This is a genomic window from Drouetiella sp. (assembly GCF_059504425.1).
Map to the genome: position 1 here is coordinate 1 of NZ_JCACIN010000057.1, position 18,023 is coordinate 18,023.

The window sequence follows — 18,023 nt, forward strand, 5'->3', positions numbered from 1 at the left end:
TTGCAGGCTTTGGTCTTAACATGCTCAGAGACTTATTTAGAATGAAATAACCCTGACGCTGCAAGGCAGTTTCACCATTTTTGGCGATCGCCACTCGGTAGCCCTGTTCGCTCAACAAATCGAACAAGACCTGCAGATTGGTCGGAGTATCATCTACGACTAAGATCGTGTTCTCTTGAGCAATGGCAGCGACGGACATCAGCAAACTCCTAAACGGACTATAAAAGATGAATCGTAAATTGTGAGTCAAATGGCTAGCATTAGACATGAGTCAAATGGCTAGCATTAAACAGTTGATGTCTGTGGCTCGATCAGACGGAGAATTGCTTCATCATCAAACTGTTGACTCAGTTCTAGAACTCGGTTGGCAAAGGCTGTATATTCAGGCGCTAATTTCTTCAGACGGTTGGCTTCCTGTTGGATGTCGGTCATAAAACCACCCTGAGCAGCGGCATGGAGGGCTACCAGTTCTGCGGCAGGGGGCACCCTGATCAGAGCGCCCTCATCGGCATTGCTGACAGCGGGTTGAGTCGCCTCTGGCTCAGCTTCGTAAATCCATTGCAATTCCAGATGGCGCTGCAATTCGGCGAGCAATCCCGTAAAGTCGATCGGTTTTGGGAAAAAGCTGTTGCACCCTGCATCCAAACTTGCCTGCATATCCACTTGAGACAGGGTGGCAGGAGAAGCAATGATCGGGGTTATGGCAAAGTCTGGCAGTCGTCGTAAGCGGCGGGTCATCTCTAAACCATCCATCACCGCCATTGCCACATCGGTGATAATCAAGTCGGGTCGCATCTGAATCGCCATATCTAAACCCGTTTGTCCGTCCCCAGCTTCTGCCAGCTTAAAACCCAGCGGTTCCAGCATATTGATTGTCACCAAACGATTTTCCTCGCGATCGTCAATCACGAGAATTTTGCGGCGTTCACCCTGATAACCAATGACTTTGTGGTTGGCGATCTCGCTCCGTGTCGTCCAATCGGATGCTGGGAGCAGGTCGATCTCAAACCAAAAGCTGCTGCCCTGACCGAGTACACTCTGAACCTGGATATCGCTGCCCATCTTCTGGATGATTTGTTGACTGATAGCCAGTCCTAGTCCAGTTCCTTCGCTGTTGCGATCGCGCTTGCCAGCTTGCTCAAACGGCAGGAAAATAGTACCCAATTTTTCCGGTGCAATGCCAATGCCTGTGTCTTTAACCTGGAAGCGAATCCGTCGAGTCGGGAGGGAGTCCTGATCTCCAGACTCACCCTCGTCTACCGCTTCCACCCGAAACGTAACGGTGCCAAAGTCGGTAAACTTGACGGCATTGCTGAGCAGGTTGAGCAATACTTGCCGCAACCGTTTGTCGTCAGCATAGACGGCAGTAGGTAGGTTGCTTGCAGGCTGATAGTGAAACTCCACGCTCTTTTGGTCTGCCTTGACGCGGCAAATATCTACCGTAGAAGCCAGGAAGTTCGCCAAATGGAAATCCTGGGGATAGAGATCCATTTTTTGCACTTCTAGTTTCGATAAATCCAGAATGTCGTTGATCAGCGTCAGCAAATGGGAGCCGCATTGGTAAATCACTCCCAGTCCTTTAAGCTGTTTGGGGGAAGTGACGGGGTCGCGCTGGAGGATTTGGGCATAGCCCAAAATGCCGTTGAGCGGAGTACGGAGTTCGTGGTTCATGTTGGCAAGAAATTCGCTCTTGATGCGGTTCGCCACTTCTGCTGCTGACCGCGCCGCCTCCAGTTCTGCCAGTTTTTGCTCCAGGAGGGTTTGGGAGCGGGTCAGGTTTTCTGCCATCTGATTAAAAGCCTGGGACACTTGCTCGATTTCGTCTTGGGTGCGGATATCCAGTCGGTAGGAGAGGTTGCCTGTCCCAATAGCTGTAGCTCCCGCCTGAAGCTGTTTGAGAGATTGGATCACTGGACGCAAAATCAGCCAGAACTCGCCCAATACCATGAGCATCAGGAAAATGACGGTGCTTAAGGAGAGATAGCTGGCGATCGCGCTCACCTGCTTTAACTCCTGCTCGGCTTGCTCGGCATCTTGGCGGGACTGCCGCACCAACTTGTCGAGGAAAAAGTTCACATCCCGCGCAAAGCCGTTGAGGGTGCGGAAGTCTTGCTGACTGTCGGCAATTGCCGTGGGCGATACCTGAGCATCCGATTCTAGCAACGACTCTTCCATCGCTTCAAAAATCTCGTACCGCTGATAGATATAGTCAATCTCTGGGGAGGGATGCAACGCTTTCAACTCGTTGAACACCTGCAAAAATACTTGATCGCGCTCTTCTTCTTCTTCTTCGTCTTGATTGTGTAGCAAAATATCATCCTTCACGAGATCGATGTCAGTTTGGATGTCTTTTGTTGCCTGGATTGCCAGTTGAATCCGCTGCTTTGCCTGGGTATATCGCTCCAAGGCGACTTGCTCAGCTTGATTACGCCACAGGTTGCTGCCACCGGAGATGAGGGCGATCGCCCCTACCAACATCGCCGAAATGCCGATAAATTTGGTTGAAATCTTCATTTCGAGGTGCCCTCCGCCGCCAAGTGCAGTTGAATTCGCAATTGTTGAATTGGCTCATAGTCCGAAGCCTCTACCAGGGTGTATCCAGAGGCATAGGTGCCCACAATATCTTGCAGCCCAGGCGGTACCGTGAGAAAAGCTTCTTTCATTTTTTCAATCAGGTCGGGAGGCAGATCGCGGGAGACTAGAAACGGGGTATGGGGTATGGGAGCAGACTCCCACAACACCCTGGAGTTTCAAGGGGTAAGCCTACCGAGGGTTTGCCGTTGTTTGTAAGACGGAATATTAGTGGCAATGGCATCCACTTTGCCCGCTTCTAACAATGCTTCAGTTTGGGCATGGGTGCCGCCAAAGATTATCTGAGCAAAATCACGCTCTGGCTCAATGCTCAGCTGCTTCAGCGCCGCCAAGGGCATCAGGTAGCCCGATGTAGAGGAAGGACTGACGAAAGCAACGCGTTTGCCTTTCAGATCTGCCAGGGTGCGGATAGAGCTATTGGCTGCCACAATCATGCAGGCACGATACCAGGGACGGTTGGTAAATTTGTCGATTGGCGCAACCAGCGGGTCTACCTGTGCGCCGCGCTCTAATGCTTCAAAATACGAGACGGCTCCGGTATAAGCGGCATTTGCTCGCCCATCCAACAGCATATCCACGTTATCTTTATAGTCTTTGGCGATTAGGAAATCGACCCGCTGTCCTAACACTTTTTCCAAATGGGCATCTAGCGGCGCAATCATCCGCTCCTGCTGGGCTGTGTCTTGAGTAGGCAGCACACTAATGCGGAGGACAGGCTGTGATTGCTGGGTAGCAGATTGGGCGGGTGGGTTCGATGGCTGGGTGCAGCCGGAAATAAGGATGAGTGCTATCCCGATTAAGGCTGCTCCTAATCCATAGCGTTGGTTGGAGATCGGTAGCGGTAGCCTGTACATCAGCCCGGATCGTCCCAATAATGCCCTAGATGAGTTGCGTGGGACTTTCTGAGGGGTTACACGAATCGTTGGCTCCGTTTTTCTGATCACTACTCTCCACCAGGTTCTTAAAAGGAACTGCAAAATCTCAGGGATACCGCCACCACTCCAACATTGCTGGAATTTAGACAATTATCTTTCATAAAAGAGTGTTCCCAGATTGGCTGACTCGAAGCACAATATCTACTGCAATACACCGATCGCTTTCAAGCAACGCTCCCACTGAATTAAGGCGGCATAACAGCACAGCTCAATGGCTACCCAGAAGATCCTTGCCAGACAGGATTTTGCTGGACATCATCACCCCCTGCGGCAATGGATTGGCTGAAAATAGCAGAGAACAGAACGGGGACGCGCTCCAACTTTGCTCTGCTTTTCAAATTGTCAGCCCTCTTTTGGGGCAGTTTTTGGGGTTGTTAGCGAAATGACATAAGATATAGTAGAAAATTGGCGGATCTGACGCTGCTCTGCTGAATCTCACCATTCTTGATGCTGCATTATCCGTGTGATTACTCTGTCTCTTTTGCATCCGGTTAGACAGGTTCCTGTTCAAGTCTGGACTTTCTCAGACGAATCTGTCGTTCGTATTGGTCGATCCACTGATAATCAAGTTATTTTATACAGCGCCGTAGTCTCTCGCCATCACGTGGAGCTACGGCGTACAGGAGCAGTTTGGGAAATTATTAACTTGGGAACAAATGGCACTTATCTAGATGGCAAGCTGGTGCAGCAATCTGCAGTTCGGGATGGAGCTGTGATTCGTCTGGCGCGATCGGGACCTAACATCCAGATCTGCATGGGCGAAGTGGCGATTAGAGATCTCCCTGAGCAGCCAGAAGTTGCCCATCTAGATCTGGAACTGCCCAGCATGATTCCTACAGAAGTCAATCCGACTGTCCCTGAAGAGCAAATCGGGCTAACTGAGTCTTAAATCATGATTAGCTACCTCAAAGGCACGATCGCCTTTTTCCAGAAGCTCGGTAGCCGAGTCATCCTGACGCTAGAGGTCAACCAGATGGGCTATGACCTGCAAATTACGCCGCGCCATTGGCAACAGCTCCCGGCGATCGGTGAATCGGTGCAGGTCTATACCCACATGCAGACACGAGAAGACCAGACCGTGCTATTTGGCTTCACGACAATGGCAGAGCGCGATCTGTTTCGGCAGCTGATTAGCGTCAGCGGCATTGGGCCACAGATGGCAATGGCGCTGATTGATACGCTGGGCTTGCAGGATTTGGTGCAAGCGATCGTTTCAGGCAACACGCGGCTGCTATCTCGGACTCCCGGCGTAGGCGCAAAAACCTCCGAGCGCATCGCCCTAGAGCTGAAGTCCAAGCTATCCGAGTGGCGGATGCAGTCTGGCTTTACTCCCGATGCCGCCCCCGTTTCTTCCATTCAAGAAGATGTGGAGATGACGCTGCTGGCGCTGGGCTACACCAATAGCGAGATTATTCAAGCGCTACAAGCCGTCGGGCAAAAAACGGCGCTTGCCAAAAATGCCAACGCCGAAGAGTGGATTCGGGAAGCAATTGCTTGGCTGAGTCGCTAATCCCATAACCGCTTAGAATAAAGCCTGTTCGAGACTAGGGCGGGAGGTTCGATCGTGAAACTGGGGCAGTGGCTTAGCTTTCTTTGCATCATTATTTCTCTGATATTGCTGTGGCAGGCGCGCAATATTTTGCTGCTCGTGTTTACGGCAGTTGTGTTAGCAACGGCTCTCAACAGCCTGGTTATGCGCTTCCGCAAGTCGGGAATGCGGCGCGATCGTGCCGTGATGCTGACGCTGCTCATCAGTTTCTTGCTCATCATTTTATTCACTTATTTGATTGTGCCGCCCTTTGCCAATCAGCTCTTGAAGCTGGGCGCTTTGGTGCCTCAAGGCTTTACGCGGGTCGTCACCTGGCTTGAAGAGCTGCTCAATAACCGTCCCGCATGGCTAGAAAATGTTCAGCTTCCTAGCGCTGACAGTCTCATTGAGGAGGCTCAGCCTGTTCTGCGAGCGGCAGTGCCAAACTTTTTTAGCTTCTTCTCAGGCTCTCTTTCCGTTGTGTTGCAGATTTTGCTGTTAGCCATCCTGACGCTGATGCTGTTGGCAAACCCAGAAGCCTATCGCCATGCTGTAATTCGGCTTTTCCCTTCGTTTTATCGCCACCGGGCTGACGCGATTTTTCTAGAGTGCGAAACGGCGCTCGTCAGCTGGATGGGGGGAGCGCTCATTAGCTCAACGGTGGTGGCAGTTTTGAGTGCGATCGGGCTTTGGGCGCTAAACATCCAGTTTGTTCTGGCACAGGCGCTTCTGGCAGGTCTGCTAAACTTTATCCCCAACTTGGGACCGACTCTCAGCATGGTTTTTCCGCTGACGGTGGCAGCATTGGATGCGCCTTGGAAGGTAGTGGCTGTGATTATTTTGTATGTTGTTATTCAAAATTTAGAGTCCTATTGGTTAACGCCTACCGTCATGGCCAATCAGGTGTCCTTACTCCCTGCGATGACGCTAGCGGCTCAGTTGATGTTTGCTAGCCTGTTTGGTTTCATGGGGTTGTTGCTGGCGCTGCCTTTGGCAGTAGTGGCAAAAACTTTGATTCAGGAAGTTTTGATTAAAGACATTCTCGACAATTGGAAGAATGAGAAGTACAAAGAGCCGCCGCTGGTGACGGGCGAGGAAATTACAGACCCAGGGCAACCGACCGTTTTTTCTGCCTCAGATCTGCCGGAGGATCTGTTTGAGGATTAGGAGGAATGGGGAGATGGGGACACCGGGAGCTGATATTGTAGAACTGCATCTAGTCCGCAAAATCATTGCAGAATAACCGAGTTCAGACTCGGTTCAATGCTTTACTAAGCCATTTATGAACTACGTTATTGCCGTTTTAGCCGATCGCATTCAGGCTGAAGAAGCCTATTCGGCTTTGGAGAAAGAAGGTCTGCCGCTGGCGCAGGTCAGTATTTTGGGTAGAGGCTTTAAGAGTGCCGATGAGTTTGGGTTTATTGATCCTGAAAAACCTGCCCGTAAGCAGGCGCTAAAGATGGCAGTCTGGGTGATTCCCTTGGGGTTCATTGGCGGGCTGGCGTTTAACTTGGCGACCGACTATCAGCTTGTTCCGGCTGTAGGGGCGATCGGCAATCGAATCCTGGGGGGCATATTTGGGGCGCTGGCAGGAGCAATGGGCAGCTTTGTGGTGGGCGGTGGCGTAGGGCTGACATCTGGCAGTGGCGATGCGCTGCCCTATCGCAATCGGCTGAGCGAAGGCAAATATCTAGTCGTGGTACAGGGTGCGCCCAATATTACCAATCAGGCGAGTCGCATCCTGCGGCAATGTAGTCCTGAGAGTCTGCAAGCCTATGTAGACCCGACTCAAGTTTAGATTTAATCTATCTAGCTCTATTCATCCAGTTCTTCCTTATTTTATGGCTCTGCCTAACACGCTCGAAGAAGCAATTGCTCAAGCTCAGCAAGCCACCACTGCCGCCATTGCCGATGGCTACAGGCGAATACAGGTCGATCTGCTGTTTCCAGAACTGAAGATAATGCCCGTCGCCGAGCAGTTTTTGCCAACGTTTGAACATTTGGGAGCGCAGTTTCGCGTCTATTTTCCGGATGCGGGATCGGCGGCTTTGGCGCGGCGAGATTGGGGCGAAAAACCCTACGCGATTCGCGGCATTAATGACATGAAAGCTGAGATGCAGCCCGACGAGCAGGCTTTTCTGTTTGTGCAGCCTTCTTCAGTGGAAGTGCTAGAGGTAGAGAAACTCTGCCAAGAAGCAATGGATCGCCCGGTGGTGATGCTCAATCCTAACTTAGAGGACGTGGCTATTATTGGCATTGGCTATGCCGGACGGCAGCTCCGCGATCGCTTCCTCAGCACTTTTGAGTCTTGTTACTACCTGCGTCCAATTGAGGGAGCTGCCGTGTTTCGTGCCTATCCGGGGCTGTGGCAGGTGTGGCAGGAGAAAGAAGGCACCTACGAGCTGATTGCTGAGGAAACCCAGCGACCTGCGGGGGAAGCACTCGATCGCATTCTCATGGGCGCTGGCAACCCAACAGAAGCGCAGCCGCCTCGCAGGGGTCTGCTCTCTTCGCTTCAGCAGTTTCTCAGGGCCTTGAGCCAGTAGCCCGGTGCAAGAGGGCGACGCGGGTGTGAGGCAAGTGCGCGATCTGGGAGAGCAGGGTCTTTTGCAGCGCCTACAAAAATTTTGCCCAGCGGATGTGGTTGGGGATGATGGAGCGCTGCTGTCGGTTCGCCAAGGCTATCTGCTAGTGGTCACAAGCGATACGCTGGTGGATGGCGTGCATTTCAGCGTGGGCTTCGCCACTCCGGGCGTTCGCACCACTTCTGCCTATGATGCGGGATGGCGATCGGCTGCGGCAAATTTATCAGATCTAGCGGCAATGGGAGCAGCGCCCTTGGGGATTACGGTGGGGCTAGGTCTGCCGGGAGAAGTGCCGATCGCCCTTGTAGAAGAGCTATATCAGGGCATGGTGGACTGTTTGCAGCCCTTCAATACGCCGATCGTTGGAGGAGATATTTGCCGATCGCCTGTAACCAGCCTCAACATTACGGCATTGGGTGAGGTGTTGCCCCACCAAGCTATTCGCCGATCGACGGCTCAACCGGGCGATGTGATTCTCGTGACGGGGGTTCACGGTGCGTCTAGGGCGGGTCTGGAGCTGCTTCTGCATCCAGAGATGGGACAGGAATTACGGTCAAGCGATCGCGCCCATCTGATTCGCGCCCACCAGCGACCTCGCCCTCGGCTAGATGTGATTCCTCGGCTACACTTGCTCGATCCGCTGCCCGATCGCTTCACAGGTATGGACAGCAGCGACGGGTTGGCGGATGCTGTCTTGCAAATTTGCCGCGCCAGCAAAGTGGGGGCGCAGATCGATCGCCACCAGATTCCTCTCGCCGCGGGTCTAGCAAACTGGCTACCCGAAAAAGCGCTGGAGTGGGCGCTGTATGGAGGTGAAGACTTTGAGCTAGTGTTGTGTTTGCCTAGCCCAAGCGCTCAAATGCTGCTGAACGTCCTAGAAGGCTCGGCGATCGTCGGTACCATTACCGCCGAACCGGGCGTGGTTTTGTGGGGCAGCACAGGGCAGTCCGTCGAGCAGCAGCTTTCCCTCGATCGCGGCTTCCAGCATTTTGGCTAATACAAGCCTTGCACCTCATATAACGCTCCGCGTGGCTCTCAAAAAATATAGCTGTCGCCAGTCTTAAGACATTTTTGGTGGGGCGCACCCCACCAAAAATGTCCCCGTCCTAACCGCCTTGGCGGTTGCCATAGATTACTTAAGCGCCCTCAGCAAATGCCTGATTTTGTCGCCTTGCTGACTTTCCAGATGCTTAGGAAAAACCAGCGCGATCGCCAAATTACCCCGTTGAGCAGTCTTAGCGTTAAAAGCGCCAGGATTTAGAGCGCCAGAGCCAAGGGCACCAGAGCTAAGGGCACCAGAATCGATCGCCTCAACTTGAGCAATCAGACGAGTGGCAGGATCGTTAGAGTTCTGACCCAGCAACAGACCAATCGGAGACTGGGTTTTTACCAGTTGGTCAAGATTGGGCAACGATTGTGCTAATTCCACTTGCAGGTCAGACGAGCTAATCTCCGTGGCGATGCCAGGATAAAATTGCCCTTCTGAGTACACCTGAACAGCCGCCTGAATTTGCTTGCGTACGGGAGGCGTGGGGGCTGGCTCCAAGCTTTGAAAGACGCGGGATAATCCGGTCAGCAAAAACCGCAGGGAGGAAAAAGGGCGATCAATTTCTGACCGCCGTTGGGCATACCATTCTTCTACATCTGAGTACAATACCAAGACCAGCGCATCCGACTGGGCGGGCGTAAGATCGACAAAATCGATCGCCAGTAAAACCTGGTTTTCTTGAGTCGGCTGCACGCGGGTAATTTTGCCGTTGAGCCTGACGCGGGTGCCCGAATCGCCAACCAGTTCTAGCTCGACCCAATCCGGCAGATTTGCCCAGCTCTCTAGCAAAACACGCGCGCCGCTCTCGCTGACATCCAACGTTGTGCCCTGGCAGACCGGATCAACGCTGTGAATAAAAACGGGCAACTGGCGATGCAGTCGGTGGGTACGGCGCATCTGGGGCTGCTCCAATGCCACCAGCAATGCCGTCGCCAGCAACGCCAAGTTGAACAGCGCCCATAAAGCGTTGATCACCACAGCCTCCTGGTTTTCGGGTCGCATCACCAGCCAAAAGGGCACTGCCAGCAGAGAGACGATCAGCAGCGCCACCATAAACAGAGAAAGCCGAGACGATCGCCAGTCAAAGCGGCGTTGGGTGACAGACACCCCTTTTGCCGTAACGTTGAAGCTGCCTAGCTTGGGGTTCAGCAGAGCTAGAAACGTGACTAAGCCATCCTGAAAGGCGATCGCATATTCAAACACCTCGTTCCAAAACGAGAACCGCACGGTTTTATTGGTGATGTAGTTGGCATTCATCGCCAGAAAAATGTGGGGCAGAGCATACGCTAGGGTTTCAATCCCCAAGCCGCGCACCAGGTTGATGCCAAACACCAGATACAGCGCCGGAGCCAAGGCATACATCAGGCGGGGGAAGCCAAAGAAAAAGTGGAACGTGGCGGAAAAATAGCAGAGCCGCTGCGGAAAGCTGAGATGCAGCCGAGGATTAAACAGCGGATTTTCCAGCCGCAGAATTTGCGCCATGCCTCGCGCCCAGCGTACCTGCTGTCCGATGTAGGAAGAGAACTCTTCGGGCGCCAGCCCAGCCACCATAATTTTGTCGTAGTATACCGACTGATAGCGGCGAGAATGCAGCCGCAGAGAGGTGTGGCAGTCTTCGGTGACGGTTTCAACCGCAATGCCGCCCACCTCCTCTAGCGCCGCCTTGCGCACCACGGCAGCCGATCCGCAGAAGAACGTGGCATTCCAGAAGTCGTTCCCTTTTTGAATCACTTTGTAGAAAAGCTCATTGTGAACCGGGACGCGTCCTTGAGTCAGCAGATTACGCTCGAAAGGATCGGGATTATAAAACCAGTGGGGAGTCTGAACGAGGGCAACTTTAGGATCGAGGAAAAAACCAACCGTGTGCTGTAGAAACTGGCGCGTTGGAATATGATCGCAGTCCAGCATCAAGATCAGATCGCCCTGCGTTTGCCGAAGGGCAGTGTTGATGTTGCCTGCTTTGGCATGATCGTTATTGTCGCGAATCAGCAGCGTGCAGCCCAGCTCGTCGCACATTTGGCGTAACAGTTCGCGGCGTTCAGGAAACTTGCGTCCGTCATCCAACACATAGACCCGCTTTTTTGCCTCCGGATAGTCGATCGCCATTGCCGCCAGCGCCGTTTTACGGACGATCGCCACATCCTCGTTGTAGGTGGGAATGTAGACATCGACCGCAGGCCACTGCCCTAGGGGAATGTTAACCAAACTCACGGGGTAGCGATCCCTCAGCTTCAGAGTTTGGAAATAGGAGAGCATTAGAGTGGCGATCGCGTATAGCTCGGCAGCCAGCAGCAGCAAGCTAAAAAAGCCGCTAATCCAGCTATCCAGATTCAGCGTGTAGCTAACCCGATAGAACAAGTAGCGCAGGGTCGTGACAATGCTCAGCCATGCCAGCAGCAGATGCAGATATTCGCTGGTGCCCTGATGGGTTTGTCGCTGCTCCTGACGAATGACCAGCCAGCTCAGCAAAACCAGGATAAATCCAACGATCGCCTGTTGCCACAGTGTCAGCGGCGTAGTGATCAGCGGAATCGATAGCGTTACCAATAGAATAACGATCCAGAAAAGCTGCCATTTGCCAATCCAGGGCATTAAATGCTCGAAGCTACTAGGCAAGCGGATGACTCGCCGTAGCCACCAAGGCGATCGGCTGGAGTGAACAGGGGGAATGCTGGTCATTTAGGAATCTCCCGAACTGACGACGCGGTTGATAAAGAGCTGCGACATGCTGTAGAGCAACAGCGCCAGCACCACAATTCCTAGCGGAACCAGGTACCAGTTGTCTTGCAGGAAAAGCTGGAGGCGAGTCATCCAGTCTGTGTTTTCGATACGGCGTTTGGGCGCGTCTTGAAGAAACTGGAGGTTGTAGGCGCTGGAGTCGTATGCCACAGGGTTTGCCCGGTTGCGGCTAATCAGCGCCGTGTCTCCCTGCAATCGAGAAAACAGCGGATCTTGACGGAAGAAATCCTGAAGATCCTGCAAGCCCTGCTCAGTCTGTCCTGTGAGCGCCAGCAGCAAGCGATCGCTATTCCAGGGCGACACAATTTCCTTCACCATCCCCTCTGGATCGGGCAAAGCCTGGACTTGGCTGTCACCCAGCATCCGCGCAAAGCTTTCGCCCAAATTAAGCCCAGCAGTTTCAAACGCCTCCGGGAAGGGGAAGCGATCGCGGGTGCCAATTCCCACTAAATGGCTCTGGCTCTTGGCGGCAGCGGGCAAATCTTTCGCCGCATACACCTGAAGCTGAATCGCGTCTGAGTGGCTAAGCCGACCCATGCGATCGCTGAAGGCAATCAGAGTCTGCAAATCAGCAGGTTTGGGTTCATTCGGCAAGACGACGATCGTGTTGGACAGATCTTGCGGCGCGGTCACGGGAAAGCCCGTCTTCAGCAGCTTCAGATCCGGCAGCTTCACCACGTTATCGCGTACTATGTCAAAGCTGCTGTCGCTGTGCAACGTGCCCCAGAGCTGTTGTTCGGCAACCAAGCCGCAAGCTCCGGGATTTTGGGGTTGCAGGACAAAATGTACGCCCAGCTTAGAGTCGGGCTTAATCAGCTTTTCGGGCAGCTCCACATTATAAGATTCACGACCGCCGTTGGTAGAAGTTAGCCGCTTCGCGCCGATCGTCACGTTATCTAACGTCACCTCGATTGCCGAAACACGCGGATTTAACTGCGGGCTGTAGCTATAGTTGAGCGTGGCTGTGCTGCCCCGCAGGAATCGATCGTCGGGTAATGCCCGGAAGTCTGCCACGATCGGTAGGGTTTTACTACCATGCACCGTCACATCCTCAAAGGGCTGGCGGTTGCGCATCATCAGATCGCTGAGCTGGAATTTGTTGGCAGTAGGCAAATAGCCCGACCACTCACGGGGAGCCGGGGAGGGCACATCAGCCAGAGTCGCCACCGTCAACGCCTGACCCGCACCAATTTCGCGGTCTTTGGTCTGCACCAAAAACTGTACTGCCTTCAAGACCGCTTCAGCCGAATTCCCGGTTGCGACCAAGACAGGCACACCGCTGTTCTTGACCGTGGTCAGCATCAGAACGCCAACATCTGCGGGCAGGGGCGATTTCTTGCCATCCAGGATCTGACCGTTTCTCACGGTATAGGGCAGAGTCAGCTGACTGAGGATCGGCTGCTCTGCCGGAGTGCCAACAATGACCAGCTTTTCGTTAGACTTCACCTCCGTCAAACTGTTCACCAGCCGCGTGTCGAGGGGTCGAAAGTCTACAATTCGTGCTGCCGAAGCCTGGAATCGGGCGATCGCCGTCAGCCAATTGCTGCTCACCGTCTGGGGTTGCAGATAGGTCAACTGGTTGGTATCAAGACTGAGGTTGTCTAAAAAGGGAAAGGGATAGCGGCTAAAGTTGAGCTGCACAGGCTGCGGACGATACTCAAACAGAATTTTGGAGTCGGGCAAAATTTCTGTCCACAGGGTCGGATCGGCAGGATTTGTACAGGTTTCAGAGGTTTGCTGCTCTGCCAGCATAGAAATTTCGTTGTAATCCTGAATCAGGTCTTTGGGGATTTCAAAGGTGGCTTGAGCGACCTGCGAGTTAGGGCGATCGAGCTTGACGCTGCCAATGCTGGTATCGTTGACCCGCAAAGTTAGGTTTGATTGATCCGGCAACAGCGAGGGCGAATGCTGGAACCGCACCACTAGCTTGGCAGAATTGATTTGCCAGTTTTGCGGACGGGTGAACCCCAAACGACTCTCAGCATAAACCCCTTGCAGCCGCAGGCGATTGCCCACGACAGGGCTACGAGTAAACTCCAGCACATAGGGCAAAATCGGCTGTCGGGCGCGAGACGATCGCGCTCCGGTGGGGCGATCGGTCGGTCGAGCCGTAGCCGCACTGTTAGAGGATTCTCCGGTTGGAGATGCTCCAGCAGTGGATTCCCCAGCAGAGAATTCCCCAGATGGCTCTGAATCGGCAGGTTCTGAATAAGCTGGCTCAGCAAACGGCTCCGGCTGATACACAGGAGGGGCGGCAGGGGTAGGCGGTAGGGCAAACTCCCGAATCACCTGATTTTCCTGTCTTTGCAGGTCGGTAGACTGGGCGCTTAGCCGGGGAACAAACCCTAGGCTCATGCTCAAAACGCTGACCAGCCCAATCAGGAGATAGAGCGGTCGGTTCCAAAAGGGCGATCGTCTCGAAATCAGACGAGATGAGGCGGAACGTGAAGCACTCCGCTCGGCGGGGCGATCGGTCGGGCGAATGAAAAGGGCAGAAAGCCACTGACTGAGGAAATGCAACATAGGGCGAATGATGACAGCTTGCTTGATTTTCAGGCTCTATCTAGATGAAAACTTACAGAGAAACGTACAGAATGCCGACAGTAATGAAGCCGACAGTAATGAGAGAGCGCGGCACCTAATACCGCTCCCAAGGCGGCTGAAATCCTCGCTGCTGGAGAAAACCTTCTTCCAAAAGCTGCTGCTGACTCGCCAGATCGGGATTGGCTCCGGCTGACTGCAATGCCTCCAACTGCTCGATGGCGGTCAGGCGATTGCCCTGAGCGGCAGTCAGGCTAATTAGCGCCGTTTGAGCGATCGCATTTTCTGGCTCTAGCGCCAGCACCTCGCTGTAGAGCTGGCTCGCCGAGTCATAGCGACGCTGCTGAAACCGGACTCCGCCCAGTGCAGAGAGAGCATCAGCATTTTGGGGATCTTGCTGCAGAATCGCCTGGTATGCCTGCGTTGCCAGACTCAAATTGCCCTGGGTTTGAGCAACCTGCCCCTGGACAAAATAGGCGCTGACGTTAGCCGGGTCATTGGCAATCAGGCGATTGACATAAGCCTGAGCCTGAGCAGGATTGCGGGTCGCCAACACCTGCACGTAGCGCAACTGAAGGGCGGCACTCTCAGGGTTTTCCTGTAAAAGCGCCGTGTAGAGCGATTCCCGGCGCGGATCGGCGGGTAGGGCGGCTGCGAGACTCACCAACTCTGGCGAGGTATCGGGCGCATGGGTCGCCAGCCAGCGATCGAGCACTGCCTCAGCCTCAGCCTGCGAAATCAGCTTTGCTTGGTAGGCAAGGCTTGCCCGTCCTAGAGACAGGCGATCGTCTTGGGGATTAATTTGTAGGAGGCGATCGTAAACCGCCACCGCTTCGGGCAAGCGGCCTTGACTTTGACGGATACCCGCCAGCCCTTGGAGCGCGCCACTCAAGATGCCCCTGTCTTGAGGTACGCGAGAGATAATCGTTTCATAGCGCTGGGCACTAGCCTCTAGGTTGCCTTCTCGGCGATCGATTTCTGCCAGCAATAGCAGAGTAGAGTCCTGGCTCCGCCGCCCTTCTGAAGTGGCATCATAGGAGGTCAGTGCTGCACGAGCCGCCGCTAGATCATTGCGCCGGATCTGAATCTGGGCAATGCGGAAATAGAGCAGCGGCACATCTGCGGTTAATAGACTCTGATAGTAGGGCAGCAGCCCTGCATCAGGAGAATCTAATCGGGTTAGGGCTTGAGCAATGACCTTCTGTTGATAAACATCGCTGGGTAACGGCTGAAGAGCTGCCGCGATTCGCTGCTGCAAGGTCGCCCTAGAAATCTGCCCCAGGTTTCGCTCTAAAACCGCCTGCTGAATTTGTAGGCTGCGATCGTCAGGCTGCTGCTGCGCCAACTGTCGATAAATTTCTAGAGCATAGGTCTGGGTTTGCGGATAGGCACTGAGGGAGTCCGCAATCTCCTGCCCAATGCCGACTGTCAGATATTGTGGCGTGCGGGTGAGGATGTCCTGATAGAGGGCGATCGCCGCGCTAGTATAACCATCGCTGTTTTGGGGGTCATATTGGCTGATAGCCATCAGCGATCGCGCCAAAATCATTCGCGAATCAGTGCGTCCACTCAAGGGTTCCAGGGTTTGCTCGGCAAGATCGAGTCGTCCTGTTGCGGCATAGTCAATCGCCAATTCTGCCCGCATCCGGATTGCCACACCATTCAGTGCTGGAATTTGCCTGAGCTGTGGCTCTAGCACCCGAACAGCTTCAGCCGAACTGCCCGTTTCCCGGAGCGATCGGGCATAGGCGGTGGCGGCATCGCCCGTAATGCGTCCACCCTGCCGATACTGGTTGAATAAATCCAGGCTGGTGTCGTAGTCGCCACTGTAGGCGTAGACCTGTGCCGCGCCCAGCACCGAGTCTGAGGAGGGATTGTTTTTTAGAACGATCTCATAATCGGCGATCGCGGCTGCAAATTTGCCCTGATAGCCATACAGTAGCGCCCGCTGTGCCAGCGCCTCTTTATCATTGGGGTTGAGGCTCAAGAGTTGACTCAGGGCAGCAATGCCCCGATCCTGCCACTGCGGACGGTAGCCGCCCAGTGTGCCCACACTCAGCAGCGCCAGTCGATTGCTGGAGTCGATCGCCAGGACAGACTCGTAGGCTTGCAGCGCCTCAGCATTGAGTCCAGCCCGACGGTAGGCAATCGCCAGCCCCAACCGCGCCTCCACGGAGCTGGGATACTGCCGAACTGCCGTCGTAAACTGATCGATCGCCTGGTTGACTAGCCCCTCACCCAGAAGCGTATAGCCCGATCGCACTGAGGTCGGCACTGCCTGAGAGAAGGCGGGTAAGGGCGACAGGCTTAGCAGTCCGATGAGCAGAACGCTGGAGGGGTAAGCCCATAGGCGTGACCTGTTGGGCTGATGCACTCGATGCACAGTTCGATGCACAATCTGACTCATGGCGTTCTCCTGGGTAGCAGATCAAATTCTGTGCGCACCCGCACTCCGGCGATCGTCTCTGAGAAATTATCGAGTGCCTGGAAGGTAAGCCCTAGCCGTAGGCGAGGCAAGACCTGGAAATCGTAAAAGATCTCGGCAGCATCCGAAATGCCGTTGTCTGCATCCCGTCGCAGCCGATCGTTCGACAGCTCCCGTCCATAGCCAATTCCCAGGCGATCGTTCTGCAAAAACAAATCCAGGAAGGTCAGCCCGAACACAAAGGTATCGCCACCCAAGTCAATCTCCTGGTTTTCATAGCGCCCGTAGCGCCCAAACAAGCCTAGGTTGAGGCTAGGAATGAACAGCTCGGCATTCACTCCGTAGGATTCTTCGCGATCGCCCTCCCTCAAACCAAACCCGTCAGCGCGTCTGACCCGCCCCACCTCTCGGAAGCTGGTGCCCGCACCGCCATCCCGTCCCGTTGCATAGGTACCCCGGACAATAAAATTGTTGCCCAGCCGCAGACCTACCTCACCCGCAAAGCCATCTAACGAGAAGTCGCTAATGCTGCGATCGGACGAAAATACTGCCGCTCTAGCCTCTAGGTTGTCCGTCACGCTCCAGTTGAGCAGCGCTCCCGGACGAGAGCCAATCCCGGCAGCCGCCAGCGCCGGATTCGTCTGAAAGACTGGATTGAAGAACTGCGAGGCTCGATCTTTGGCAAAGCTATTGCGATCGAAATAGGAGGTCAAATCAAGCTGTCCGACCACAAGGCGCAGATTAGGCAAATCGCGCAGAGAAGCCGCCACGTACAGCTCGTTGATGCTGACCCCATCTTCATTTACTTCACTAAAGCTGCCCGTCGCCAAATCCACCGTGCCACCCACCTGCACATCGCGCGTCAGGGGATACACGCCAGAGAATCTAGCTCTTGCCGAAGATTCGCCGCCCTCGTAGATGTAAACGCCCTGAATTCTTAGGACGGGCGGGGTCAGAGCGACGCGAGACGAGGAAGCAGGAACTTCTGGAGGAGCAGAACGATCCGACGGCAGCACCTGATAGTCAGAATCGGGCAACGGAGCTGAAATAGGCAGCGGTGGATTGGAAATTTGCACCAGCCCAAACGCTCGACCTGGCTTTTTGACGGCGATCGGCACAGCAGCCTCAGAGGCTGTACTGGGCGGCGAGATAGCAGTCGCAGGTAGGGGAGCGATCGCCTCAGAGGGAGGGTGAAAAACAAAGGGAGCGTTAGGATTGCACCCCGCTACGCAGTCTGCTGTCGCGAGAGGCGATTGAACCTGAGCAACCTCTATCGCATCAGGAGCCGTTGAGACGGAAATATCTGCTGGCACTGCGTCTGAGTCAATCACGTCTGAGTCAATCACGTCTGAGTCAATCACGTCTGAGTCAACTGCGTCCGAGTCAACTGCGTCTGAGTCAGCAACGGGCTGCGATCGCCTGTCAGCTTGAAGGTCAGGGCTAAAGGCCTTCAGAGAGTCAGCCGAAACTTGTTGAGCCATCACGTTGAGCAATGCCAAACTCAATCCTATGCAGACCGAAAGTGAGGTGGCACGTGAGGCTTTCATCAGCCCTTTGGCTGGAACGGTGAAAAAAGAGGGACAAAACAACATCAGTAAAAATACGAGGTGAACGGATTAGCAGGAACATA

The 18,023-nt window shown here is 54.2% G+C and carries 12 protein-coding genes and 1 pseudogene; 6 read left to right on the forward strand and 7 right to left on the reverse strand.

What is annotated here, in order from left to right; genetic code table 11:
• From AC5JMP_RS14410 to AC5JMP_RS14420, 3 genes and pseudogenes are all read right to left on the reverse strand, one after another.
• Window positions 1-199, reverse strand: a 199-nt coding sequence (locus AC5JMP_RS14410) for a response regulator (protein ID WP_495852179.1), incomplete at its 3' end; no start/stop codon positions are given.
• Window positions 200-285: 86 nt separating this feature from the next.
• Window positions 286-2,514: an ATP-binding protein gene (locus AC5JMP_RS14415; RefSeq protein ID WP_495852180.1), complete on the reverse strand. Its 2,229-nt coding sequence runs from the start codon at window positions 2,512-2,514 to the stop codon at window positions 286-288.
• Window positions 2,511-3,446, reverse strand: a pseudogene (locus AC5JMP_RS14420) (phosphate/phosphite/phosphonate ABC transporter substrate-binding protein). Before AC5JMP_RS14420 ends, AC5JMP_RS14415 begins: the two are co-directional and overlap by 4 nt.
• A 544-nt stretch (window positions 3,447-3,990) precedes the next feature.
• Here AC5JMP_RS14420 and AC5JMP_RS14425 point away from each other — a divergent pair.
• The 6 genes from AC5JMP_RS14425 (at window position 3,991) to thiL (ending at window position 8,637) form a co-directional block, all read left to right on the forward strand.
• Complete coding sequence (locus AC5JMP_RS14425) at window positions 3,991-4,416, forward strand: FHA domain-containing protein (protein WP_495852181.1); 426 nt, start codon at window positions 3,991-3,993, stop codon at window positions 4,414-4,416.
• 3 nt (window positions 4,417-4,419) lie between these two features.
• A complete protein-coding gene (gene ruvA, locus AC5JMP_RS14430; RefSeq protein ID WP_495852182.1) occupies window positions 4,420-5,037 on the forward strand; it encodes a Holliday junction branch migration protein RuvA in 618 nt (205 codons plus the stop codon).
• A 54-nt stretch (window positions 5,038-5,091) separates the two neighbouring features.
• Window positions 5,092-6,222 (forward strand): AI-2E family transporter, encoded by a 1,131-nt coding sequence (locus AC5JMP_RS14435; RefSeq protein WP_495852183.1) that lies wholly within the window; start codon window positions 5,092-5,094, stop codon window positions 6,220-6,222.
• Between the two features lie 115 nt (window positions 6,223-6,337).
• On the forward strand, window positions 6,338-6,853 hold the full coding sequence (locus AC5JMP_RS14440) for a hypothetical protein (RefSeq protein WP_495852184.1): 516 nt from the start codon (window positions 6,338-6,340) through the stop codon (window positions 6,851-6,853).
• Between the two features lie 43 nt (window positions 6,854-6,896).
• On the forward strand, window positions 6,897-7,601 hold the full coding sequence (locus tag AC5JMP_RS14445) for a DUF1995 family protein (protein WP_495852185.1): 705 nt from the start codon (window positions 6,897-6,899) through the stop codon (window positions 7,599-7,601).
• A gap of 4 nt (window positions 7,602-7,605) precedes the next feature.
• On the forward strand, window positions 7,606-8,637 hold the full coding sequence (gene thiL, locus AC5JMP_RS14450; protein ID WP_495852186.1) for a thiamine-phosphate kinase: 1,032 nt from the start codon (window positions 7,606-7,608) through the stop codon (window positions 8,635-8,637).
• Window positions 8,638-8,772: 135 nt separating this feature from the next.
• Here thiL and bcsA read toward each other — a convergent pair whose 3' ends face one another.
• The 4 genes from bcsA to AC5JMP_RS14470 all read right to left on the reverse strand — a co-directional run bounded on the left by bcsA (window position 8,773) and on the right by AC5JMP_RS14470 (window position 17,940).
• The gene (gene bcsA / locus AC5JMP_RS14455; protein WP_495852187.1) at window positions 8,773-11,367 is read right to left on the reverse strand and encodes a UDP-forming cellulose synthase catalytic subunit; all 2,595 of its coding nucleotides are present in this window, start codon (window positions 11,365-11,367) and stop codon (window positions 8,773-8,775) included.
• A complete protein-coding gene (locus AC5JMP_RS14460) occupies window positions 11,368-13,950 on the reverse strand; it encodes a cellulose biosynthesis cyclic di-GMP-binding regulatory protein BcsB (RefSeq protein WP_495852188.1) in 2,583 nt (860 codons plus the stop codon).
• A 115-nt stretch (window positions 13,951-14,065) separates the two neighbouring features.
• The gene (locus AC5JMP_RS14465) at window positions 14,066-16,375 is read right to left on the reverse strand and encodes a tetratricopeptide repeat protein (RefSeq protein ID WP_495852189.1); all 2,310 of its coding nucleotides are present in this window, start codon (window positions 16,373-16,375) and stop codon (window positions 14,066-14,068) included.
• Window positions 16,372-17,940 (reverse strand): carbohydrate porin, encoded by a 1,569-nt coding sequence (locus AC5JMP_RS14470; RefSeq protein WP_495852190.1) that lies wholly within the window; start codon window positions 17,938-17,940, stop codon window positions 16,372-16,374. Before AC5JMP_RS14470 ends, AC5JMP_RS14465 begins: the two co-directional genes overlap by 4 nt.
• Between the last annotated feature and the right edge of the window lie 83 nt (window positions 17,941-18,023).

Bases quoted from the DNA above. Each gene is read 5' to 3' on its own strand.
- AC5JMP_RS14415 (WP_495852180.1), bottom strand. From the start codon at position 2,514: ATGAAGATTTCAACCAAATTTATCGGCATTTCGGCGATGTTGGTAGGG.
- AC5JMP_RS14465 (WP_495852189.1), bottom strand. From the start codon at position 16,375: ATGAGTCAGATTGTGCATCGAACTGTGCATCGAGTGCATCAGCCCAAC.
- bcsA (WP_495852187.1), bottom strand. From the start codon at position 11,367: ATGACCAGCATTCCCCCTGTTCACTCCAGCCGATCGCCTTGGTGGCTA.
- AC5JMP_RS14445 (WP_495852185.1), top strand. From the start codon at position 6,897: ATGGCTCTGCCTAACACGCTCGAAGAAGCAATTGCTCAAGCTCAGCAA.
- AC5JMP_RS14440 (WP_495852184.1), top strand. From the start codon at position 6,338: ATGAACTACGTTATTGCCGTTTTAGCCGATCGCATTCAGGCTGAAGAA.
- AC5JMP_RS14460 (WP_495852188.1), bottom strand. From the start codon at position 13,950: ATGTTGCATTTCCTCAGTCAGTGGCTTTCTGCCCTTTTCATTCGCCCG.
- AC5JMP_RS14470 (WP_495852190.1), bottom strand. From the start codon at position 17,940: ATGAAAGCCTCACGTGCCACCTCACTTTCGGTCTGCATAGGATTGAGT.
- ruvA (WP_495852182.1), top strand. From the start codon at position 4,420: ATGATTAGCTACCTCAAAGGCACGATCGCCTTTTTCCAGAAGCTCGGT.